We start from the raw sequence: 21,594 nt of genomic DNA on the forward strand, positions 1-21,594 counted from the left end.
TCAGGCCAGGAAGAAGGACGCGGCGACCGCGAGCAGGGCCAGCAGGAACGAGCCGGCCAGCAGCTCCGGGACGCGGAAAAGCCGCAGCTTGGCCAGGAACACCTCGCCCGCCGCCAAAGCGGCGCCGAGCAGCCCGACCTTCACCGCCAGCGCGCCGATCCCGGCCAGCAGGGCCAGCGGCGCGGCAGTCGTCGCGATGCCCCATGGCACGAACAGGTTCGCCAGCAGGCCGAGGAACACCGCCAGCCGCATCGACGACGCCAGTTCGACCAGCGCCAGGTCCGGACCGGCGTATTCGAGGACCATCGCCTCGTGCACCATGGTCAGTTCCAGGTGCGTGGACGGGTTGTCCACGGGCAGCCGGCCGGTCTCCGCGACGATCACCACCGCCAGCGCGACCGCGGCGAGCAAGCTGACCGGCGAAATCACCCGGCCCGGGTCGTGCACAGTGGACGAGACGATCGCGCCGAGGTTCGTCGAGCCGACCCGCACCGACAGCGCGAAGATCGCCACCAGCAGCGTCGGCTCGACCAGCGCGAGGATGGTCACCTCGCGGCTCGCGCCCATCCCGCCGAACGCCGTGCCGGTGTCCAGCCCGGCCAGCGCCAGCGCGACGGTGCCCAGCGCGAGCAGCGCGACCACGGCGAACAGGTCCGCGACCGGCCCGATGGCCGGCGTCGTGCTCACGAACGGGGCGGCGACCGCCACCACCAGCGTGGTCGCCATCAGCACGAGCGGCGCGAACCGGAACACCTCACTGGTGCCGCGCGGAGCGATCCGTTCCTTGCGCAGCAGCTTGCGGATGTCCCGCCACGGCTGGCCTATCCCCGCTCCGGCGCGTCCTTCCAGCCGCGCCCGCACCTGCCGCATCAGGCCGCGCAAGACCGGCGCACCGGCGACGATCACCAATGGCTGCACGACGGCCGCGATCGCGTTCACCGGGTCACCGCCAGCAGGATCAGCACGCCGACGACGGTCGAGAACCCGTAGCCGAGGTAGCGGTGCACGCTGCCGTTCGCCAGCCGCCGTCCGGCTTTCCCCCACGCGGCCACCGCGGCCAGCACCGGCTGGTAGAAGCGCCGTTCGATCCGGTCCGGCACCCGGCTGCGGTAGCCGACCGCCCGGACCAGGTACCGGGATTCGGCGTAGTGGTCCACGTCGACGTCGGTTTCCGGCTGCACGACGTCGTCGAAGACCCGTTGCAGCGGCTCGGCGAACGACGTCGCGGTGTACTCCATGCGCGCCGACAGCGGGCCCGCGCCGCAGTCCCACAGCCGTGCCGCGCGCCGAGCTCGCTGTGCCGCGACCGCGCGGACCGCGGCGGCCAGCACGATGCCGCCCAGCAGCAACGCGAGGGTCAGCACCAGCGGGGACACCGCACCGGTCACCCCGGCGAGCTGGATCGTCACGAGCCCGGCGACGGCCGGATCGCCCAGTCCGGACGCGGTGCCGATGCCGGGCAGTACCAGGGTCGGCAGCACGGCCAGCACGACGCACGCGAGCGCGGCCAGTCCCATGCCGGCGAGCATGGCGGCCGGACTTTCGTGCGCTTGGTCCGCCGCCGCGGTGCGCGGTTTGGCCAGGAATCCGACGCCGAACGCCTTCACGAAGGTGGCCACCGCCAGCCCGGCGGTGAGCGCCACCGCCGCGACGGCCACCGGCATCACGATCGCGGTGGTGACGCCGCCCGCGGGCAGCCCGTGGACCAGCGCCTGCAGGAGCAGCCATTCCGACGCGAACGCGGTGCCCGGCGGCAGCGCCGACGCGGCCAGCGCGCCCAAGCCGAACAGCCCGGTGGTCACCGGCATCCGGGTACGGAGCCCGCCCAGCGCGTCGAGGTCGCGAGTGCCGGTGCCGTGCAGGACGGACCCCGCGGACAGGAACAGCAACGTCTTGAACGCGGCGTGGTTGACCACGTGCAGCAGCGCCGCCGCGAGCGCGAGCCCGGCCAGCGTCCGCTCTCCGGAGGCGGCGAACAGCCCGGCTGCGCCGACGCCGACCAGCACCAGGCCGAGGTTCTCCGTGGTCGAGTAACCCAGCAGCCGCTTGAGGTCGGTGTTCATCGCCGACTGGAGGATCCCGTAGACCGCCGAGACCGCGCCGAGCGCCAGCACCAGGACCCACCACCAGCGCGGACCGCCGCCGAGCAGGTCGGACCCGACGCGCACGATCCCGTACACGCCGAGGTTCACCATCGCCGCCGACATCAGCGCGGACACCTGGCTCGGCGCTTCCGGATGCGCGCGCGGCAGCCAGGCGTGCAGCGGGAGGATGCCTGCCTTGGACGAGAACCCGGTCAAAGTCAGGAGAAAGACCAGCGAGCTCGCGGCCGGGGACAGCCGCGCGTGCCGCAGCGCCTCGAACGTGTCGCCGCCCGCCCGCGCCGCGAAGATCAGCAGTCCGCAGAGGATCGCGACGAAGCCGAGGTGCGTCATCACGGCGTACCACCGGCCCGCCGACGCCACCGCCGGCCGACGGCGGTGCTCGGTCAGCACGAGAATCAGCGACGCACCGGCCATCAGTTCCCAGCACACCAGGAACGTCCCGACGCTCGCCGCCGCCGGGACGAACAGCATCGCGGTCACGAACAGCGGGAACACCGCTTGCGGGACGCGGGAATCACCGCTCCCCCGCGCGTACCCGATGGCATAGATTCCGGCCGCGACCGCGACCGCGCCGATCACCGCGACGAACAGCCCGCCGAGCGCGTCCAGCGTCAGCGAAATGCCGGAGAACGGGAGAATCCCTTGCCACGTGGCAGAAAACTGGCTTCCGGCGAGCGCTGCGATCCCGGCCGTCGCTCCCGCCGCGCCGGTCGCCGCGGTACCCGCGCCCACCACCGCCGCCCGAACCGGACGCGGGACCAGCACTCCCGCTGCCGCGCTCGCCGCTCCGATCGTCCCGGCCGCGCCGAGAGCCGCTGCCGCGAGGTTCACCGTCCGGTCAGCTTCCGCAGACCGTCCACAATGGCCTCCGGACGCGGCGGGCAACCGGCGATCTCCAGGTCTACCGGGACAATGTCGCCGACCGCGCCGGCCACCCCGTAGGCACCGGCGAAAACGCCGCAGTTGCGCGCGCAATCCCCCACCGCCACCACGGCTTTCGGCTCCGGCACCGCCGCGTACGTCCGGCGCAGCGGCTCGGCCATGTTGCGCGTCACCGGCCCGGTCACCATCAGCACGTCTGCGTGCCGCGGCGACGCGACCTGTCGCGCGCCGTACCGCTCGACGTCGTAGACCGGCCCGAACGCCGAGGAGATCTCGATCTCGCATCCGTTGCAGGATCCGGCGTCGACGTGCCGGATCTGCACCGACCCGCCCAGCCTCGCGGCCGCCGCGACCGGTTCCGGCCGTTCCGGCGCCGGCTCCGCCACCCGACCGGTGCGACGGATCTTGCGCCACAAACTCAGCACTGCTGCTCCTACTACCCGAACAAAAGGACTACGCGGGGTGCGGCCGCGCGACCGGCAGATCGGGACTGAGCGAATCCGGCCGCGCGACCGCGGGTCAGCTGCCCCTGGCGACGCTTGTCCCAGCCGGCCCGCGCAGGTCGTCCAGCAACTCGATCTGACCGGACAGCACGCCGCTCAGGATCTTGCGCGCGACCGCGAGCAGCTCCGCGACGTGCGGGCTGGTGAGGGCGTAGATGACGCTGGATCCGTCCTTGCGCGTGGTGACCAGCCCGGCCCGCCGCAAGACCGCCAGCTGCTGCGAGAGATTGGCCGGCTCGATGCCGACCTCGGGCAGCATCTCGGCCACCGCGTGCTCGCGCTCCGCCAGCAGTTCCAGCACCCGGATCCGCGCCGGATGCCCCAGCGTCTTGAAGAACTCCGCCTTCAGCTGGTAGAGGGGCCTGCTGTTCACCTTCAGTCCTTCCGACGCGCCGTCCGGACCCGCACTCCACCGGATCACTGTTTCAACACTTGCTAAGCTTAGCAAGTCCGAAAGCCGAGGGCGAACGGAGACCTCCTGGCCCTCCGGACGAGGCGGGGCAGCATGGCGGCACACCGGACGAAGCTGCTCGACGCGCTGGGCGGGTCCGTCCTGGACTGCTTCGAGATCGGCCTGGACCGGATGCTGGACCTGTCGTCCTTCGCGCAGGGCGCGTCCGGTAGGCGCCCGAGCGGGAAGCCTGTCCAGCACCACGGCGAAGTTCAAGGCTTCGCGGTCTGCCCGCCGCCTCTACACCACGCCGGCGGCGATCAGCTGCTCCCAGACCACTCCCTGATCGACCACCTCGACGCCGAGCTTCTCGGCTTTGGTCAGCTTGCTCGCCCCGACGTCCGCACCGGTGATCAGCAGGTCCGTGTTCGCCGACACCGACGACGCGGTGGTCGCACCCGCCGTCTCGCACAGCCGCTGGAACGTCGGGCGCGGCACCTTTTCCCCCGACCTCGGGTCGTTGATCGCGCCGGTCACCACCACCGTCTTGCCTTTCAGCGGGGCGCCCGCGACGACGGCCGGCGGCAGGTCCTCCTCCAGCACGTCCAGCGAAACCCCGCGCTCGCGCAGCCGTTCGAGCTCGGGGCGCAGCCGGGTCAGGTGCTCGACCAGCGACGCGGCGACCTTCGGCCCGATGTCCTCGACCGCCACCAGCCCGTCGACGCCGGCCTCCAGAACCGCTTCCAGCGAACCGAATCCGGCCCGGCACAGCCGGGCCGCGGTGCCTTCGGACGCCATCGGGATCGCCAGCCCGATCAGCGCGCGGCGCAGGCCCACCCGGCGGCTCGCGTCGATCGATTCGACCATCCGGGTCGCGGACACCTCGCCGACCCGGTCGAACTCCAGGAGCCGTTCCTTGGTCAGCAGGTAGAAGTCCGAGGGGTGTTCCAGGTCCCCGGCCTCGGCGAGCCGTTCGATCCACACGCCGCCGATCGCGTCGATGTCCGCGGCCGCGCGCGATGCCCAGTGGATCAGCCGCCGCACCGTCTGCGCCGGGCAGGAAACGTTGGTGCAGAACAGTTCCCGGCTGTTGCCCTGTTCGGTCAGCGGCTGCCCGCAGGACGGGCACGTCGACGGCGGGACGATCTCCTTCTCCGCCCCGGTCCGCTTCGACGCGTCGAGCACGCCCGCGACGAACGGGATCACGTCGCCCGCCCGGCGCACCAGCACGGTGTCGCCGATCTTGATCCCGCGGGCACGGATGACTTCCTGGTTCGCCAGCGTCGCGCGGGTGACCGTGGTGCCGCCGACGAACACCGGCTCCAGCCATGCGACCGGCGCGATCTTGCCGGTCTTGCCGACGTCCCAGACCACATCGGACAGCACGGTCGTCTTCTCTTCGGCCGCGAACTTGAACGCCAGCGCCCCGCGCGGCGAACTCGACCGGGTGCCGGCGGCGGCGTACGCGGCGCGGTCGGCGAGCCGCAGCACCGCCCCGTCGATGTCGTAGTCCAGGTCGTTGCGCTTCGCCTCGATCGCGGTGATCACCGTCTGCGCGGCCGCCGCGTCGGCGCACCGGCGCATCTCGGCCGCGGTGAAGCCCAGCGCGGCCAGCCCGGCGGCCAGATCGGTTTCCGTGTCGCCGGAATCGGCGTCCAGGTCGAAAGCGAAGAACCGCAGCCGCCGCTCCGCGACCGCTGCCGGGTCCTTCGCCCGCAGGGTGCCCGCGGCCGCGTTGCGCGGATTGATCAGCGGCTTGTCCGGATGCGCGGCGTTGAACGCGGCGAACGTCGACCGCAGCATCACCGCCTCGCCGCGGACCTCGACCCGGCCCGGAACGTCGACCTGTGGCGGGATCCCGTCGGTCAGCGCGCGGACCAGCATCGTCACGTCGTCACCGGTCGTCCCGTCGCCGCGGGTGACCGCCCGAGCCAGCCGGCCGTCCTCGTACACCAGGGCCAGCGACAACCCGTCCAGCTTCGGCATTACCACTACGGACTGCCCGGGGAACCGGTCGAAGAACGCCTCCACCTGCTCCGGCCGGGTCGCCTTCTCCAACGACAGCATCGGACGCGAATGCCGGACCGGCGCGTGCAGCACCGCCGGCGCGCCGACCTGCTCCAGCGGGTTCGGGTCCGGCGCCAGCTCCGGACTCGCCTCGATCAGCCCGCGCAACTCGTCCTCGACCGCGTCGTAGTCGGCGTCCGCCACCAGCGGCGAACCCCGGTAGTACGCGTCGCGCAGCTGCACGACCCGATCGGCGAGTTCCTGAATACGCTTTCCGACATCCACGGGCGAGACGCTACCCGCCCGCACCGACAAAACCGGACGCCAACGCACCGTGCCGGAGAAGACATCGCCGAGGAAGGACGGCCGGGACTCCTCGGGACCGGAAGGACGTCCGTGCCCGTCAACGACAAGATCGCCTGAATCCGGCTCGCCGCGGGCCGGGTCCTCAGCTCCCGTTCGCGGGACAGGGACGTCTGGTATCTGCCGGGCGGCAAGCGCGAACCCGGCGAGACGGACCTGCGGACGCTCGTGCGAGAGCTCGACGAAGAGCTGACGGTTGAGGTCGACCTGGCGAGCGCGCGCCGTTTCACCACGTACGAAGCGCAGGCGCGCGGCCACGCCGCGGGCGTGCGCGTCCGGATGACCTGCGCGCACTTGCGAATGTCCGTGAAGGGCCCCTTGAGGGAATCCAAGTCCCTCAAGGGGTCCTTCACGGACTGCTAGCCCAACGCCTGGCCGAACGAAAGCGAGCCGACGGCGTCCCAACGCCTGGCCGGTCACACGGACATCACAGATCACCGTCCGCGTTGACACCTCCGGCATCCGGGTGACATGATTCCGCCACCGCCTGGAAACGTTTCCAACTTTCCAATCCACACGTCGGAAACGTTTCCAACCGCAGTTTCCCCACCGCTGTCTGCCCTGGAGGGACGATGACGTCAACCCGAGCCACGCTGATTCAGGTGGCCGAGCGCGCCGGCGTTTCGCTGGCGTCCACGTCGCGCGCGCTGCACGGGACCGGCGCGAGCCAGGCCATGGTCGAGCGCGTGCGCGCGGCCGCGGTCGAGCTCGGGTACAGCGTCGACGCGATCGGGCGGTCGCTGCGGTTGAAGAAGACCTCGCAGATCGCTTTCGCGGTGGCCGACATCGGCAACCCGGTATACGTCGAGATCATGCGCGGCATCCATGAAGTCCTTGCCCCGCACGGATACCGGGTCGTCGTGATGTCCACAGGGGACACCGCGGCGTCGACCGCCGAACTGATGCAGAGCCTGCACGGCGGCTACGTCGACGGGATGATCGTCATCCCGCTGCGCACCGACGACGAGCTGATCGGCCACATCGGCCGCGCACCGGTTCCGGTCGTGGTGATCGGGCGCGCGATGAGCGACCGCGGGATCAGCTCGGTCTCCACCGATTCCGCCGCCGGGATCGGCGCGGCGGTGCGGCACGTCGTTTCGCTCGGCCGCCGTCGGATCGGGTTCCTGAACGGGCCGCTCGACACCACTCCGGGTGCGTCGCGCCAGCGCGGATTCGACGAGGCAGTATCCGCGAAGGACTTCGCCGCCGAGCAGGCGGGCGTCGAGGTCGCCGCCGATTTCACTGTCGCGGCGGGCATCGAGGCGGCCCGGAAGTTGCTCGGCGGTCCGCAACGGCCGGACGCGATCGTCGCCGCCAACGACCTGCTCGCCATCGGGGCCATCCACGCCGCCCGCGAGCTCGGCCTGAGCGTGCCGCGCGACGTCGCCGTGACCGGGATGGACGACACCGAACTGGGGCAGGTTTTCCTGCCCCGCCTGACCAGTGTGTCCCTCGGCTCGGCCGAGCGCGGGCGCGCCGCGGCCCGGCTGATGCTCGGGCTGACCGACGACGCGGACGCCCCGGCGCAGCAGATCTCGGTCGGGACCGAGCTGCGCGTGCGGGAATCGACCATCCTCGAAAACCCCGTGGAGACTGCGGAATGACCACGGCTACGCAGCCGCGGCGGGCGGCCCCCGCTCCCCCGCCGCGGCGCGCCAAGCAGGCCGCCCAGGCGCGCACCCGCCGACGGGAGGCGATCGCGCTGGTGATGCCGTCGCTGATTCCGATCCTGGTGCTGTCGGTCGCCCCGCTGGTGATCGGCATCGGGCTGGCGTTCACCGACACCCGGCTGGTCCGGCACCCGGACTTCGGCTTCGCCGGAATCGACAACTTTATCCGGCTCGGCGGGAACGCGCTGTTCTGGGACTCGCTGCGGATCGGTCTCATCTGGACGGTCGGCGTCACCGTCCTGCAACTAGCCGCCGCGATGGGCCTGGCCCTGCTGCTGAACTCCGGCCTCCGGCTCCAGGGCCTCACCCGGGTGCTCGCGCTGATTCCGTGGGCGATGCCGCCGGTAGTGGTCGCGATCATGTGGCAAATGATCTATTCCGCGAACGGCGGACCGCTGAACGCGTTCCTGGGCAGCCTCGGACTGCCGGACGGAACGAACTGGCTGGGCGATTTCACCACCGCGCTGCCGGCGGTGATCGTGGTCGGCGTCTGGGTCGGCATGCCGCAGACCACCGTCACCCTGCTGGCTGGCCTGCAACAGATCCCAGCGGAGCTGCACGAGGCGGCGGCCGTCGACGGCGCCGGCGCGTGGCGCCGGTTCACCGCGGTGACCTGGCCGAGCATGCGGCCGATCGTCAGCTCGATCACCAGCCTCAATTTCATCTGGAATTTCAATTCCTTTTCCCTGGTCTACGTCCTCACCGCGGGCGGCCCCGGCGGAAAGACGATGGTTCCGGTCCTGTTCGTCTACCTCGAAGCGTTCAAGAACCGGGAAATCGGCTACGCGGCCGCGATGGGGCTCGTGCTCGTCATCGTGGTCGTGGCTCTGCTCGCCATCTACTTGCGGTCGCAGTTCCGCGGCGACCGCCCGGAAAAGGGGCGGTGACCCATGCGCTGGTCCGTGCGCCCCGCGCAGTACCTGGCACTCGCGCTGTACCTGCTGTTCCTCGGTTTCCCCTTGCTGTGGCTGATTTCCGCGTCCGTGAAGTCCTCGGCCGAGCTGAACTCGCTGACCGTCAGCCTGGTCCCCGGCGAATGGCACTGGGACAACTACGCCGAGGCGCTGTCCCGGCAGGGCCTGCTGCACTCCGCGTTCAACAGCCTGCTGGTCGCGCTGGCCAGCACCGTGCTGGCGATCCTGGTCTCGGTGCCCGCCGCGTACGTGCTCGCCCGGTTGAAGGGCAAGCTGCGGCTGGCGGGCGTCACCTGGATCCTGGTCAGCCAGGTGTTCCCGGTGGTGCTGGTGATTCTGCCGCTTTTCCTCGTGCTCCGGACGCTCGGGCTCGCCGACAGCCTGGTCGGGCTGACACTCGTGCACACCACCTACATTCTCCCGTTCGCGCTCTGGATGCTGCAGGGCTACGTCGCGGCGATCCCGCTCGAACTGGAGGAAGCGGCGGCGATGGACGGCGCGAGCCGGCTCACCGCGCTGCGCCGGATCGTCTTCCCGCTGCTCGCCCCTGGCGTCGTCGCGACCGCGATGTTCAGCTTCGTCTCGTCGTGGAACGAGTTCTTCTTCGCGCTGGTGCTGCTGCAGTCGCCGGAGAACTACACGCTGCCCATCACGCTCACCATGTTCATCGGCGGCGAGGGCAAGGTCGCCCTTGGCCCGCTGGCCGCGGGCGCCGTGCTCGCGGCGATCCCGAGCATCGCCTTCTTCAGCCTCCTGCGGAAGAAACTCACCAGCGGCCTGATGGCCGGGGCGGTGAAGGGATGAGTCTCCACCCCACCGGAAACAGTTCGAAAGGTCGGTCGATGAAGACACGACGCGCGGCACTCGCCGCCGGTCTCGCCCTCACCAGCCTGCTCGCCGCCGCGTGCGGCAGCGGCGGCGGCAGCGCGGACAGCGGGCCGGTCACCCTCACCTTCCAGTCGCTGTCGGACCAGCCGGCCGCGATCGCCGCGACGAACAAGATCGTCGGCTCCTGGAACCAGGCGCACCCGGACATCCAGGTGAAGCTCGTCCAGGCGGGCTGGGACAGCGCCTACGACAAGCTGATCACCCAGTTCAACGCCGGCACCGCGCCGGACATCGTGCACTACGAGGCGGCCGGCATCGGCCCGTTCGCCGCCGACGGGTACCTCGCCGACCTCTCCTCGTACCTGACCGGGCAGAAGCGCGCGGACATCCCGAAGGGCGTCCTCGACTCGGTGACGGTGGACGGCAAGGTCGTCGCCTATCCGACCGAGCTGCAGTCCTATGTGGTCTTCGCGAACAAGAAGCTGCTGCAGCAGTCCGGCGCGCAGATCCCGGCAGGCGAGACGATGACCTGGGACCAGCTGCGCCAGCTGGCCAAGACCGCGACCAAGGACGGCAAGTACGGCCTCGGCTGGGGCCTGTCCAGCCCGACCGCGACCTTCGTGGCGATGGCTCCCGGGTTCGGCGGCAAGTACTTCGACGGCACCGGCGACAAGGCGCAGATCAGCATCGGCCAGGGCGAGATGGCGTTGCCGCAGCTGGTGCACGAAATGTCCGCCACCGACCACTCGATTCTGCCGGTGACGCTGACCCAGTCCGGCGGCAAGGCGCTGGCCCCGTTCTACGCGGGCCAGGTCGCGATGACGGTGCAGGGTTCCTACCAAGCGGCGAACATCGAGAAGGACGCGCCGAAGGACCTGGACTGGGTCGCGCTGCCCCCGATCGCCGGCCCGAACGGCCCGGCGCAGGCGGCGAACCCGCAGACGCTGTCGGTGAACAAGGACTCCAAGCACGTCGAGCAGGCCGCGAAGTTCCTGGAGTACTTCACGAACACCGAGAACCTGGCCGCGCTCAACGAGGCCGACACGCTGATCCCGGCGAGCAATTCCGCGCGCGAGGCGCTGGACAAGAAGCTGAGCGGCAAGAACGGCTGGAGCACGATCCTGGCCTCGGGCAAGTACCTGACCTCGGCGCCGTATCTGTTCGCCGGCAAGTACGCGCAGTGGAAGGACACTGTCGCGACGCCCGCCTATCAGCGGTTCCTGGCCGGCCAGATCGACGCGAACACGCTGGCGCAGCAGCTGAAGGACGGCTGGGCGAGCGTCGGCAAGTGACCGCCGCGCCGGGTCCGGGCCGGAGTCCGGGCCCGGCGCGCACACCAGGCGCGGGCACCATGCCCGCGCTGGAGAACGGAAGGGACGCAAGCCGGTGACCTGGCTGGAGGACCGCGCGGTGGCAGTGATCACCGGGGCGGCGGTGGGGGACGCGCTCGGCGGCGCGACCGAAGGGTGGACGCCCGAGCAGATCGAGGAGCGCCACGGCGGACGGGTGACCGGCATCGTCGGCCCGTGGTACCCGAACTGGCGGGACGCGCGGCCGATCGCGCCGTACCACAAGGGCGACGGGCACATCACCGACGACACGCTGATGACCCGGGCGCTGGTCGAGGTGTACGCCAAGCGGCGCACGCACCTCGACGCGTACTCGATGTCCGAGGACCTGGTTCCGCTGATGATCGGCGAACCGCGCTGGGTGCCGGAGCTGGAGTCGACCGCGCTGCTGCTGCAGCGGGTGTTCCTCGCCGAGAAGTGGATCGTCGCGAAGCTGCACTACGGGCATGCGGACCCGCGCGAGGCGGGCGTCGGCAACATCGTGAACTGCGGCGCGGCGATGTACATCGCGCCGGTCGGCGTGGTGAACCCGGGCGATCCGCAGGCGGCGTACGCCGAGGCCATCGACCTGACCGCGCCGCACCAGTCGAGCTACGGCCGGGAGGCCGCCGGGGTGCTGGCCGCGATGGTCGCCGCTTCGGTCGCGCCGGGGGCTGAGCTGAGCGACCTCGGGCAGGCCGCGCTTTCCGTGGCGCACGACGGGACGTTGGCCGCCCTGCGGGCCGTTGTGGACGCTTTCGAAGGCTGGGCGGCTCCCCCGCGGACCGACGACGAGGAGCGCGCGCTCGCCCGGAAGATCCGCGAGGTCGTCGCGCCGTTCGACTCGGTCGGCCCGGAGTACCGGCAGATGTCGATGGACGCCCGCCGTCCATCGCGCACCAAGGCGATCGAGGAGCTGCCCGCGGCGCTCGGGTTCGTGCTGGGCCACCAGGGCGACTACCGCGGCGCGGTGCTCGGCTCGGTGAACTACGGCCGGGACGCGGACTCGATCGCGTCGATGGCCGGTGCGTTGTGCGCTGGGCTCGGCGGCGCGGCGGCGGTGCCGGCCGAGTGGATCGACCCGATCGGCGAGGCCAGCAGGATGGACCTGCGCGAGACCGGGCTGCTGCTCGCGTCAGCCGCGGCGGACATCGTGAAGGCCGACCGTGCGCGGACTCGGGCGCGGCTGGACGCGCTGGACGCGCTGGACGCGGCATGAGGCTCACCTGGGCCCAGCCGGAAGACCTGCTCGCCCACGAGTTCGTCCAGTCCGCGGCGGAAGGCAAGGACGTGACCGCGGTGCGGGAGCGGTGGGTCGCCGCCGGCGGCGACCCGGTGCCCGCGGCGAGCGGGGCAGGACCGCGGCCGGCACCACCCGCGTTGCGGGCGCTGGCCCGGACGCTGCTGGACGAATTGGCCGCGGTCCCCGCCGCGGCGGCCCCGCACGAGCCGGACGGCTGGGACGAGATCGTCGCGCTGCTCCCGGCCGCGCCGGAGCTTCCCGCACCGAGCGAGGACCGCGCGCTGGGCGCGTGGACCGGCCGGGCCGCGGGCTGTCTGCTGGGCAAACCGGTGGAGAAGATCCCGCGCGAGGGCATCGAGGAAATCCTGCGCTCGACCGGGCGCTGGCCGCTGGAGCGGTGGTTCACCGCGGTCGGGCTGGCGGACGAGGTCGCGGCGCGGTGGCCCTGGAATCGCCGCTCGAAACCCACGTCGCTGGAAGAAAACATCTCCGGGATGCCGGAGGACGACGACCTCAACTACCCGATCATGGCGCTCACGCTGCTGGAGCGGCACGGCCGGGAGTTCGGCACCGAAGACGTCGCGCAGCTCTGGCTGGAGCAGCTGCCCGCCGGGCGGGTCTTCACCGCCGAGCGTGCGGCCTACCGGAACCTGCTCGACGCGCGTCCGGTGCCGGAGACCGCGACGCACCACAACCCTTTCCGCGAGTGGATCGGCGCGCTGATCCGCACCGACGTCTTCGGCTGGGTCTCCCCCGGTGACGTCCGCGGCGCGGCTCGGCTGGCGTGGGCCGACGCGCGGCTCAGCCACACCCGCAACGGCATCTACGGCGCGATGTGGGCGGCGGCGCTCGCCTCCTCGGCGATGGCAGCCGGTTCCGTCCACAGTGTCCTCGATGCGGCGCAAACCGTGCTGCCGCCGGAAAGCCGGCTCGCCGAGGCCGTGCGGTTCGGCCGGGAGGCAGCGACCGCTGGTTCGGTCCGCGACGGTCTGGACCGGCTGCACGCCAGGTACGGCGATCTGCACTGGGTGCACGTCCTGAACAACGCCTCGGTGATCGCGTACGCGCTCGCTCGCGGCGACGGCGACTTCGGGCACAGCGTCTCGATCGCGGTAACCGCCGGTTGGGACACCGACTCCGCGGCCGCGACGGTCGGCGGGGTGGTGGGTGCGCTCGCCGGGGTCGACGGGATCGGCGAGCAGTGGACGAAGCCGCTCGACAACCGGATCGCGACGTCGCTGCCCGGCGGCGAGCAGCGGATCACCGACCTCGCCGCGCGGACCGCTGAGGTGCCGCGGTGACCGGGCGGGTCGTGGTGGTCGGGTCGGCGAACGTCGATCTGGTGGTCGGCGTGCCCCGGCATCCGCGCGGCGGCGAGACGGTGCTGGGCGGCGACCTGCGGCGCAGTCCTGGCGGCAAGGGCGCCAACCAGGCAGCCGCCGCCGCGCGCGCCGGCGGCGCGGAAACAACGTTCCTGGGCGCGTTCGGTCCGGACGACGGGGCGGATTTCCTGTTGTCCTCGCTGGAGAACGCCGGGGTCCGCACCGATCTGGCCTCGCGAGCGGACACGGCGACCGGGACCGCGTTCATCCTGGTGTCGCCGGACGGGGAGAACTCCATCGTGGTCGCGCCCGGGGCGAACTCGCGGCTGCGGCTCGGCGAAGCGCAACTGGCCCGGATCGCCGCGGCGGACGTGGTTCTCGCTCAGCTGGAGATCCCGTTGGACGTCGTGGCCGCGGCCGCACAGGCCCGCCGATCCGGCGCCCTGATGGTGCTCAACGCCGCGCCGTCCTGCCCGCTGCCGCAACTCGACGTGGACGTGCTGGTCGTCAACGAGCACGAGGCGGCCGACCTGGCCGGGACGAGCGGCACGCCGGACGAGCTGGCCCGGATACTGCGGCAGCGCGCACCCGCGGTGGTGATCACGCTCGGTGCCGCCGGTTGTGTCGTCGCCGAAAGGGAAACCGTGCGGCTGCCCGGGTTCCCGGTGTCCGCTGTGGACACGACGGGCGCCGGAGACACCTTTTGCGGCGTGCTGGCCGCCGCACTCGCCGGCGACTGTTCGCTGGTCGAAGCCGCCGAACGGGCGAGCGCGGCCGCCGCGCTCGCGGTCACCCGGCCCGGCGCGCAGTCCGCTGTGCCGACCGCTGCTGAGGTCGCCGAGTTCGGGACCGGAGGAAACGCCCGATGACCTACGTGTTCGACCCGCTCGTCCCGCGTCCGATCGATCGGCCCACCGAAGTGCCGCTCGCCGCGCCGCTGTCGGCCGAGCACCTGGAAGCGCTGGACGAGGCCAAGATCTTCGCCGGTCCGGCGGACCCGGCCGACCGCGGCGAATGGCGAGCCCGGCTCGTGCGGTGGCGCGCGGACGCCCGGCGGCGGCACAGCTATCACGGCCGCGCCTACGATCGGCCGGAGGCCGCGTGGGCAGCGGGCTGCCACGCGGTGGCGCAGGTCTGGCTGTGGGACGAGCTGCTGTATTCGTTCGCGGAGCACCGGTTCACGCCGGAACGGTTCCTCGCCGACGCGCATCAGCGGTTCGGCGGGCTCGACGCGGTCGTGCTGTGGCACGCGTACCCGGTGATCGGGCTCGACGATCGCAACCAGTGGGACTTCTACCGCGACGTGCCCGGTCTCGCCGCTTTGGTCGAGACTCTGCATTCGGCGGGCCTGCGGGTGTTCGTGGACTACAACCCGTGGGACGTCGGCACTCGCCGCGGCGGCGAAGACGCGGCCGAACTGTCCGCGGTGCTGGCGGAGCTCGGTGCGGACGGCGTTTTCCTGGACACCTTGAAAAAGGCCGATCCGGCGCTGGTCGAGCAGCTCGAACGGGCGCGGCCGGGGGTCGTGCTGGAGGGCGAGTCGAAACTGCCGGTCGAGCGGATCGAGGACCATTCCGCGTCGTGGGCGCAGTTCTTCGCCGATTCGCCGGTTCCCGGAGTGCTGCGTTCGCACTGGTACGAGCGCCGGCACATGCAGCACCACGTGCGGCGCTGGCACCGCGACCACACCGAGGAACTGCAGTCGGCGTGGCTGAACGGCGTCGGCGTGATGGTGTGGGAAGTCGTGTTCGGCGTATGGGTCGGCTGGTCGCAGCGCGACGCGGCGACCGTGCGGCGGATGGTGACTGTCCAACGTGCCGCCGGGGACCTGCTGCGCGAGGGCGAGTGGACCCCGCTGGCCCCGCTGACCGCCGAGGCGGAGGCCGCGGGCGTGTACGCCTCGAGCTGGGAACTCGGCGACTGGACACTGTGGACGGTCGTGAACCGCGGCGCCGAGGACTACCGCGGCCCGGTGGTCGACGGCCCGGTCATCGACTTGTTCGCCGACCGATGCGTGCCCGCCCGCGGGATCGCCGCGCTGCTGCGGGTCGCGGACGGCGCGCCGGAGCCGTCGTGGCTGCCTGAGGTCGCGACCCTGCCGCACGACCCGGACGCGCGGTTCCCGCACCGGCTCGCGGTGCGGCTCCAGCCCGGCCAGCCTTCCGTGAAGGGCCCCTTCGCGGAATCCGAGTCCCTCAACGGGCCCTTCACGGAATCTGAGTCCGGCAAGGAGCCCCTCACGGAACCTGAGTTCCGCAAAGGGCCCCTCACGGAATCTGAGTCCCGCAAGAGGCCCCTCACAGACTTGGTGGTGCTGCCAGCCGGGCCGTACGTGCTGACCGTCCGGTACCGCGGCCGGGAAACCGGCATGTACCAGGGAGCGCCGTACGTGGACGAGTGGAAGCCGCTGCCGCCCCGGCTGCACGATGCCCGCACGCTGCAACGCGAAGGCGAACTGGCCACCTCGGTCGCCGTCGCCGCCGCCGAGGTGACGAACGCGCAGTTCGCCGAATTCCTCGCCACCGGCTACCGGCCGGCCGGATCGCACCGGTTCCTCGCGCACTGGATCGACGGCAAGCCCGCCCCCGGCGCCGAGGAGGAGCCGGTGACCTTCGTCGACTTGGACGACGCTCGCGCCTACTGCGCCTGGCGTGGCGGCCGGCTGCCGACCGAGGACGAATGGCAGCTCGCCGGCGAAACCGGCGGCCTGCGGCGCGGCGAGCCAGCGGTGTGGAACTGGACGGAAAGCGAACACTCGGACGGGAGGACCCGGTTCGTGATGCTCAAGGGCGGCAGCGACTACCGCGCCGAAGGCTCGGAATGGTATGTCGAAGGCGGCCGGCACGCGGCGGACTACAGCGTGAAGCTGCTGCTGCCCGGGCTCGGCCTCGCGCGCGGCGCGACGGTCGGGTTCCGCTGCGCGTGGGACGTGCGCCGATGACCGTGTCGAGGGACCCCAGCGCCGGCGCGCTTGCCGGACTGCGGGTGGTGGACGCGTCGACGCTGTTCGCCGGGCCGATGGCCGCGATGCACCTCGGCGACATGGGGGCCGAGGTGATCAAGGTCGAGCACCCGTCTCGGCCCGATCCGTCGCGGACGCACGGGGTCGCCAAAGGCGACGTCAACCTGTGGTGGAAGACGTTGGGACGCAACAAACGCACCGTCACCGCGAACCTGAACAGCGATGGCGGACGCGAGGTGTTCCTGGCACTGGTCGAAACCGCGGACGTGGTGATCGAGAACTTCCGGCCGGGCACGCTCGAACGCTGGGGGCTCGGCTACGAGGAACTGTCCACGCGCAATCCGGGACTGGTGCTGGCGCGCGTCACCGGTTTCGGCCAGCTCGGCCCCTACCGGTCGCGGCCCGGTTTCGGCACGCTCGCCGAGGCGATGAGCGGCTTCGCGGCGGCCACCGGAGAACCGGACGGGCCGCCGACGCTGCCGCCGTTCGGCCTCGCCGACGGCGTGGCGTCATTGGCCACCGCGTACGCGATCATGGTGGCGCTGGCCGGGCGGGCCGCGTCCGGGCGCGGCCAGGTGGTGGACGTCGCGATCATCGAACCGATTCTCGCCATGCTCGGTCCGCAGATCACCCGCTGGGACCAGCTCGGCACGGTCCAGCCGCGCACCGGGAACCGGTCGGTGAACAACGCGCCGCGCAACACGTATCGGACCAGCGACGGGCAATGGGTAGCCGTGTCCACCTCGGCGCAGTCCATCGCGGAACGGGTGCTGCGGCTCGTCGGACGCGCGGACCTGATCGACGAACCGTGGTTCGCCAGCGGCGCGGACCGGGCAGCGCACGCGGACGAACTGGACGAGGCGGTCGGCGACTGGATCGCGAAGCACACCCGTGCCGAGGTCGCGGTCGCGTTCGAGGAAGCGCAGGCCGCGGTCGCGCCGATTTACGACGGCGCCGACATCGTCGCCGACCCGCAGTTCCGCGCGCTGGGCACGATTCATTCGGTGGACGACCCGGAACTCGGCCCGACGTTGATGCAAGGTCCGCTGTTCCGGTTGTCCGGCAACGACGGCGTGATCGCGTTCACCGGCCGCCCGCACGGGGCCGACACCGACGCGGTGCTCGGTGACCTGGGCTTCACCGCGGAGCGAATCGAGTCGCTTCGCGCGGAAGGAGCGGTATGACGCCCGTGCTGACCCTGCTGTACGTCCCGGCGGACCGGCCGGATCGAGTCGCCAAGGCACTCGCGTCGGAAGCCGACGTCGTGCTGGTCGACTTGGAGGACGCCGTCGCGCCCGCGCGGAAGGACGCCGCGCGGGAGAACGCGGTGCGGCTGCTGGCGGAGGTGCCGCCGGCGCGTCTGGTGCAAGTGCGGATCAACCACTTGGACACGCCGTGGCACGCCGCCGACGTCGCGGCGGTCGCTGCGCTGCCGTCCGGTGTCGGCGTGCGGCTGCCGAAGGTCGAGAGCCCCGTCGACATTCAGCTGCACGCCGACGCGTTGCCCGGGCGGGAACTGCATCCGCTGATCGAATCGGCGCTCGGGGTGGAGCGGGCGCTGACGATCGCGCTGGCTTCGCCGCGGATCGCGTCGCTCGGGCTGGGCGAGGCGGACCTGCGGTCGGACCTGCGTCTCGCCGACGAGACTGGGCTGACCTGGGCGCGCAGCCGGGTGGTGAACGCCGCCCGCGCCGCCCGGCTGCCTCCGCCGGCGATGTCGGTCTACGCGAACGTCCGCGATCTGGACGGGCTCGCGCAGAGCTGCCGCACCGGGCGCGCACTCGGGTTCCGCGGCCGGACGGCCATCCATCCCGGCCAGCTGGCGACGATCCGGGAGGCGTTCCTGCCGACCGAGGCCGAGGTCGCGCAGGCGCGCGCCGTACTGTCCAAAATGGATGGAGCCACCCAGGCCGGGGTGGGGGCGATCGCGCTGGCGGACGGGACGTTCGTCGACGTCGCGATGCTCGACCAGGCTCGGGCGGTGCTGTCGCTGGTCGCGGAGTAGCCGCGGGTTGCCCGCCACGGACCGGCCGAGGGGCTAACCCTTCGGCGCGGAGGCCAGCCGCAGCAACGGATCGAAGCGGCCCGGCCCCTCGCTGGTGAGCCGCACCGGGCGAGCGGAAGGCTCGTACCCGGTCACCACCACGGTGTACACCCCGGGGAACAGGTCGTCGACGACGTAGCGGCCCGCGTCGTCGGTGACTGTCACCCGCTGGACCTGGCCGTCCGCGTCCAGCACCGCGACCTGAGCGCCGGGGAACGGGCCGCGGACCGCGCGGACGGTGCCAGTGAGCCGGACCGGTCCGGCGTTCTTCGGGCGGCGGGCCTTGCGCGTGCGGGACAGCACCACGTCGACCACGCCGAACAGCAACGCGAGCACGACCAGCCCGGTGGACCCGATCAGTCCGAGCGCGGTCGCCGCGTGGTAGTCCCCGTGCGACCGGCCGAGCTGGCCGAAGAACAGCGACCCGCCGAGCGCGGTGCCGACCGCGGACCCGATCCGCTGCCCGGTCTGCAGGACGCCGGCCGCGGTGCCGCCTTCGGCGGGCGGGACTTCCTCCAGCGTCAGCGTCGAGTTCGGCGAGATCACCAGCCCGCTGCCGAACCCGCCGACGAACAGCGGCCCGGCGAGCACGAGCGCGGTCCCGGTGCCCGAATAGTCCCGCACCAGCCACGCCGTGCCGGCCAGCCCGATCGCCGCCAGCAGTGTGCCGAGCACGACCATCGGCCGGCCGAACCGGTGCACCAGCCGTCCGCCGATGGCCGGCGAGATGGCCGACCCGATCGCGAAGGCCAGCATCGCCGCACCGGCCTGCAGCGCCGTGTAGCCGAGGCCCTGCTGGAAGAAAAGCGTCAGGACCAGGAAAATCCCGGTGAATCCGGCGAAGTACACCAGGCCGAGCGCGGACCCCATCGAGTAGCTGCGCACGGTCAGCAGCTTGAGGTTCACCAGCGGCTGCTTGCCGCGGTTGCCGAGCCAGCGTTCCCACAGCACGAATCCGACCAGCAAGGCCGCCGCGACGCCCATCAGCCACCAGCGCGGCGATGCGGCCTGTTCTTCCTCCTCGATCAGCGGCAGCATCACCAGCACGACCGCCACGCCGAGCAGCGCGGTGCCGACCAGGTCCGGCGTGCGTTTGCGGCCGCTGCGGGCGTCCTTGGGCAGCAGCCGCAGGCCGAACAGGATGGCGAGCAGACCGATCGGCAGGTTCACGTAGAAGACCCAGCGCCAGCCCTCTTCGATGCCGATCCCCTGGATCAGCAGTCCGCCGAGCACCGGCCCGACCGCCGTCGACAGCCCGACCACCGCGCCGTAGGCGCCGAACGCCTTGCCCCGTTCGCGACCGGAGAACAGCTGCTGCATCATGCCGATGATCTGCGGGTTCAGCAGCCCGCCCGCGATGCCCTGGCACAACCGCGCGACGACCAGCCACGTCGCGTTCGGCGCGGCCCCGCACAGCGCGCTGGTCGCGACGAACAGCGCCAGCCCGACCAGGAACATCCGGCGGCGGCCGTAGTCGTCGCCGAGCCGGCCGGCCGGCACGAGCGCGAGCCCGAAGGTGAGCGCGTAGCCGGAAACGACCCACGAAACGTCCGCGGGCGTCGCGCCGATACCGCGTTCCATCGACGGCAGTGCGACGTTGACGATGCTGACGTCCAGCAGCGTCATGAATCCGGCGATCAAGCACACCCACAGCGCCCGCCAGCGCTGCGGGTCGGGCTCGGCGCGTTCGGTGGTTGCAGGCACGGGCCATCCTGATTCGAGACCGGTAAGATAATGACTGGTGTTAAGGTACTCGCCCATGCCAGCGGAGTGGGACCACGTCGACGGGGTCATGGCGCAGATCACCGGAGTGCGCTCGGAAGACCGGGTCAGCAAGGCGCTGAGCTTCCGACTGCTCCGGGTCGCGCGGTTGCTGGAGACGGAGCTGCGGCGCGAGTTCGACGCTTTCGGCGTCGGCCTGTGGGAGGTCGAGCTGCTGGGCGCGCTGAAGCGGGCCGGTCCGCCCTACCGGCTGTCGGCCGGGCAACTGCTCTCGAGCATGCGCTTGACGTCCGGCGGGGTGACCAAGCGCGTGGCCGGGCTGGAGCGGAAGGGCTGGGTCCGCCGCGACATCGACCCGGCCGACCGGCGGCAGATCCTGGTCAGCCTGACCGACGAGGGACTGGCCCGGGCGCTGGAGGTGTTCGGGATGAAAACCGAAACCGAAGCCCGGTTGCTGCAGGTGCTGCCGAGTGAGACGCAGGAAGCTTTGAACGCCGACCTGCGGCGTTTGCTGCTGGACTGGGAAGGGCCGGATCCGGAGGAGTGAGCCGATCCTCCGCCTACGCCCCGCGTCCGGCGCGCGGGCGGGGGTGCGCCGGACCGCACTTCACCGGGGCACCGCGGCCATCGCTTCGATCTCCACCACCAGCTCCGGCTTCGCCAGCGCCGCTACGACGATCATCGACTGCGCCGGCCAGTCCCCTTCCGGGAACCACCGTTCGAACGTCTCCCCCATCGCCGTCCGGAAACCGGGCAGCTCTTCCGTGCCCGAGACCATGCTGAACACCTTCACCAGGTGCTCCGGCCGCGCACCAGCCGCGGCGAGCACGCGTTCGATGTTCGCCAGCACTTCCCGGGTCTGCGCCTCCGCGCCCGGCCCGGCGAGCTCGCCGTCCGGCCGCACTCCGATCTGCCCGGCGACGATGACCAGCTCGTGCCCCGCCGGCACCTGCGCGACATGGCTGTACCGCCCCACCGGTGCGCCGACACCATCCGGATTCCACCGCTTCGCCATCACTGTCCCCTCCCTGGTTTCCTGCCCTCAGCACACCACGGACCACCGACAATTCCGGCCGTTCGCCAGTCGATCGTCACGACGATTCTGCCGAGCCGGTCGTCGGCTCGACGAGCACGCCCGGGCCGTCGGCCAGCGAGGAGTCCAGTGCACGGCTGGCCGCACCGGCTGCGCTGCCGCACCAGCGAAGCTGACAGCATTGCCGGGAGCCGGACCACTCGACACGAATTGCGCAGCGGCGGGGAACCCGCGCCGCTGCGGCCCCGCCAACGGTGCCGCCATTTTTCACTAGTCT

The 21,594-nt window shown here is 71.6% G+C and carries 19 protein-coding genes; 12 read left to right on the forward strand and 7 right to left on the reverse strand.

Annotated elements, in window-relative coordinates; genetic code table 11:
- From AMYBE_RS0114265 to ligA, 5 genes are all read right to left on the reverse strand, one after another.
- On the reverse strand, positions 1-939 hold the full coding sequence (locus tag AMYBE_RS0114265) for a respiratory chain complex I subunit 1 family protein (protein ID WP_020660066.1): 939 nt from the start codon (positions 937-939) through the stop codon (positions 1-3).
- Positions 936-2,936, reverse strand: a complete 2,001-nt coding sequence (locus AMYBE_RS0114270; RefSeq protein WP_020660067.1) for a proton-conducting transporter transmembrane domain-containing protein — start codon at positions 2,934-2,936, stop codon at positions 936-938. Before AMYBE_RS0114270 ends, AMYBE_RS0114265 begins: the two co-directional genes overlap by 4 nt.
- Positions 2,933-3,412: an NADH-quinone oxidoreductase subunit B family protein gene (locus AMYBE_RS0114275; RefSeq protein WP_020660068.1), complete on the reverse strand. Its 480-nt coding sequence runs from the start codon at positions 3,410-3,412 to the stop codon at positions 2,933-2,935. Before AMYBE_RS0114275 ends, AMYBE_RS0114270 begins: the two co-directional genes overlap by 4 nt.
- A 94-nt stretch (positions 3,413-3,506) precedes the next feature.
- Complete coding sequence (locus AMYBE_RS0114280; RefSeq protein WP_034288568.1) at positions 3,507-3,863, reverse strand: ArsR/SmtB family transcription factor; 357 nt, start codon at positions 3,861-3,863, stop codon at positions 3,507-3,509.
- Between the two features lie 318 nt (positions 3,864-4,181).
- A complete protein-coding gene (ligA, locus tag AMYBE_RS0114285; protein ID WP_027927649.1) occupies positions 4,182-6,173 on the reverse strand; it encodes an NAD-dependent DNA ligase LigA in 1,992 nt (663 codons plus the stop codon).
- Positions 6,174-6,311: 138 nt separating this feature from the next.
- Here ligA and AMYBE_RS43995 point away from each other — a divergent pair, with 138 nt between their 5' ends.
- From AMYBE_RS43995 to AMYBE_RS0114340, 11 genes are all read left to right on the forward strand, one after another.
- Entirely contained in the window at positions 6,312-6,614 is a 303-nt protein-coding gene (locus AMYBE_RS43995) for an NUDIX hydrolase (RefSeq protein WP_281172136.1), read from the forward strand.
- A gap of 209 nt (positions 6,615-6,823) precedes the next feature.
- The gene (locus AMYBE_RS0114295; RefSeq protein WP_027927650.1) at positions 6,824-7,855 is read left to right on the forward strand and encodes a LacI family DNA-binding transcriptional regulator; all 1,032 of its coding nucleotides are present in this window, start codon (positions 6,824-6,826) and stop codon (positions 7,853-7,855) included.
- Positions 7,852-8,808 carry a carbohydrate ABC transporter permease gene (locus tag AMYBE_RS0114300; protein WP_020660073.1) on the forward strand — a complete coding sequence of 319 codons (957 nt, stop codon included), beginning with the start codon at positions 7,852-7,854 and terminating at the stop codon, positions 8,806-8,808. Before AMYBE_RS0114295 ends, AMYBE_RS0114300 begins: the two co-directional genes overlap by 4 nt.
- A gap of 3 nt (positions 8,809-8,811) precedes the next feature.
- Positions 8,812-9,639 carry a carbohydrate ABC transporter permease gene (locus AMYBE_RS0114305; RefSeq protein WP_020660074.1) on the forward strand — a complete coding sequence of 276 codons (828 nt, stop codon included), beginning with the start codon at positions 8,812-8,814 and terminating at the stop codon, positions 9,637-9,639.
- A 38-nt stretch (positions 9,640-9,677) separates the two neighbouring features.
- Positions 9,678-10,955 carry an ABC transporter substrate-binding protein gene (locus AMYBE_RS0114310; protein ID WP_020660075.1) on the forward strand — a complete coding sequence of 426 codons (1,278 nt, stop codon included), beginning with the start codon at positions 9,678-9,680 and terminating at the stop codon, positions 10,953-10,955.
- Positions 10,956-11,049: 94 nt separating this feature from the next.
- Positions 11,050-12,210, forward strand: a complete 1,161-nt coding sequence (locus tag AMYBE_RS0114315) for an ADP-ribosylglycohydrolase family protein (protein ID WP_020660076.1) — start codon at positions 11,050-11,052, stop codon at positions 12,208-12,210.
- Entirely contained in the window at positions 12,207-13,535 is a 1,329-nt protein-coding gene (locus tag AMYBE_RS0114320; RefSeq protein ID WP_020660077.1) for an ADP-ribosylglycohydrolase family protein, read from the forward strand. The genes AMYBE_RS0114315 and AMYBE_RS0114320 overlap by 4 nt, the downstream gene beginning before the upstream one ends.
- A complete protein-coding gene (locus AMYBE_RS0114325; protein ID WP_020660078.1) occupies positions 13,532-14,425 on the forward strand; it encodes a ribokinase in 894 nt (297 codons plus the stop codon). Before AMYBE_RS0114320 ends, AMYBE_RS0114325 begins: the two co-directional genes overlap by 4 nt.
- Positions 14,422-16,497 carry an SUMF1/EgtB/PvdO family nonheme iron enzyme gene (locus AMYBE_RS46125; RefSeq protein WP_020660079.1) on the forward strand — a complete coding sequence of 692 codons (2,076 nt, stop codon included), beginning with the start codon at positions 14,422-14,424 and terminating at the stop codon, positions 16,495-16,497. Before AMYBE_RS0114325 ends, AMYBE_RS46125 begins: the two co-directional genes overlap by 4 nt.
- The gene (locus tag AMYBE_RS0114335; protein WP_020660080.1) at positions 16,494-17,702 is read left to right on the forward strand and encodes a CaiB/BaiF CoA transferase family protein; all 1,209 of its coding nucleotides are present in this window, start codon (positions 16,494-16,496) and stop codon (positions 17,700-17,702) included. The genes AMYBE_RS46125 and AMYBE_RS0114335 overlap by 4 nt, the downstream gene beginning before the upstream one ends.
- The gene (locus tag AMYBE_RS0114340) at positions 17,699-18,523 is read left to right on the forward strand and encodes an HpcH/HpaI aldolase/citrate lyase family protein (RefSeq protein ID WP_020660081.1); all 825 of its coding nucleotides are present in this window, start codon (positions 17,699-17,701) and stop codon (positions 18,521-18,523) included. Before AMYBE_RS0114335 ends, AMYBE_RS0114340 begins: the two co-directional genes overlap by 4 nt.
- A 33-nt stretch (positions 18,524-18,556) precedes the next feature.
- On the opposite strand, the gene AMYBE_RS0114345 is transcribed toward AMYBE_RS0114340, so the two are convergent.
- Positions 18,557-20,266: an MFS transporter gene (locus AMYBE_RS0114345; RefSeq protein WP_020660082.1), complete on the reverse strand. Its 1,710-nt coding sequence runs from the start codon at positions 20,264-20,266 to the stop codon at positions 18,557-18,559.
- Positions 20,267-20,321: 55 nt separating this feature from the next.
- On the opposite strand from AMYBE_RS0114345, the gene AMYBE_RS0114350 reads away from it, so the two are divergent.
- Complete coding sequence (locus AMYBE_RS0114350) at positions 20,322-20,831, forward strand: MarR family winged helix-turn-helix transcriptional regulator (protein WP_020660083.1); 510 nt, start codon at positions 20,322-20,324, stop codon at positions 20,829-20,831.
- A 60-nt stretch (positions 20,832-20,891) separates the two neighbouring features.
- On the opposite strand, the gene AMYBE_RS0114355 is transcribed toward AMYBE_RS0114350, so the two are convergent.
- Positions 20,892-21,299 (reverse strand): RidA family protein, encoded by a 408-nt coding sequence (locus AMYBE_RS0114355; protein ID WP_020660084.1) that lies wholly within the window; start codon positions 21,297-21,299, stop codon positions 20,892-20,894.
- Between the last annotated feature and the right edge of the window lie 295 nt (positions 21,300-21,594).

The organism is Amycolatopsis benzoatilytica AK 16/65, assembly GCF_000383915.1.
GTDB classification, from domain to species: domain Bacteria; phylum Actinomycetota; class Actinomycetes; order Mycobacteriales; family Pseudonocardiaceae; genus Amycolatopsis; species Amycolatopsis benzoatilytica.

Excerpts from the sequence above, each read along its gene's own strand:
- AMYBE_RS0114340 (WP_020660081.1), top strand. The coding sequence starts at position 17,699 with ATGACGCCCGTGCTGACCCTGCTGTACGTCCCGGCGGACCGGCCGGAT.
- AMYBE_RS0114355 (WP_020660084.1), bottom strand. The coding sequence starts at position 21,299 with ATGGCGAAGCGGTGGAATCCGGATGGTGTCGGCGCACCGGTGGGGCGG.
- AMYBE_RS0114310 (WP_020660075.1), top strand. The coding sequence starts at position 9,678 with ATGAAGACACGACGCGCGGCACTCGCCGCCGGTCTCGCCCTCACCAGC.
- AMYBE_RS0114305 (WP_020660074.1), top strand. The coding sequence starts at position 8,812 with ATGCGCTGGTCCGTGCGCCCCGCGCAGTACCTGGCACTCGCGCTGTAC.
- AMYBE_RS46125 (WP_020660079.1), top strand. The coding sequence starts at position 14,422 with ATGACCTACGTGTTCGACCCGCTCGTCCCGCGTCCGATCGATCGGCCC.
- AMYBE_RS0114320 (WP_020660077.1), top strand. The coding sequence starts at position 12,207 with ATGAGGCTCACCTGGGCCCAGCCGGAAGACCTGCTCGCCCACGAGTTC.
- AMYBE_RS0114295 (WP_027927650.1), top strand. The coding sequence starts at position 6,824 with ATGACGTCAACCCGAGCCACGCTGATTCAGGTGGCCGAGCGCGCCGGC.
- AMYBE_RS0114335 (WP_020660080.1), top strand. The coding sequence starts at position 16,494 with ATGACCGTGTCGAGGGACCCCAGCGCCGGCGCGCTTGCCGGACTGCGG.
- AMYBE_RS0114300 (WP_020660073.1), top strand. The coding sequence starts at position 7,852 with ATGACCACGGCTACGCAGCCGCGGCGGGCGGCCCCCGCTCCCCCGCCG.
- AMYBE_RS0114350 (WP_020660083.1), top strand. The coding sequence starts at position 20,322 with ATGCCAGCGGAGTGGGACCACGTCGACGGGGTCATGGCGCAGATCACC.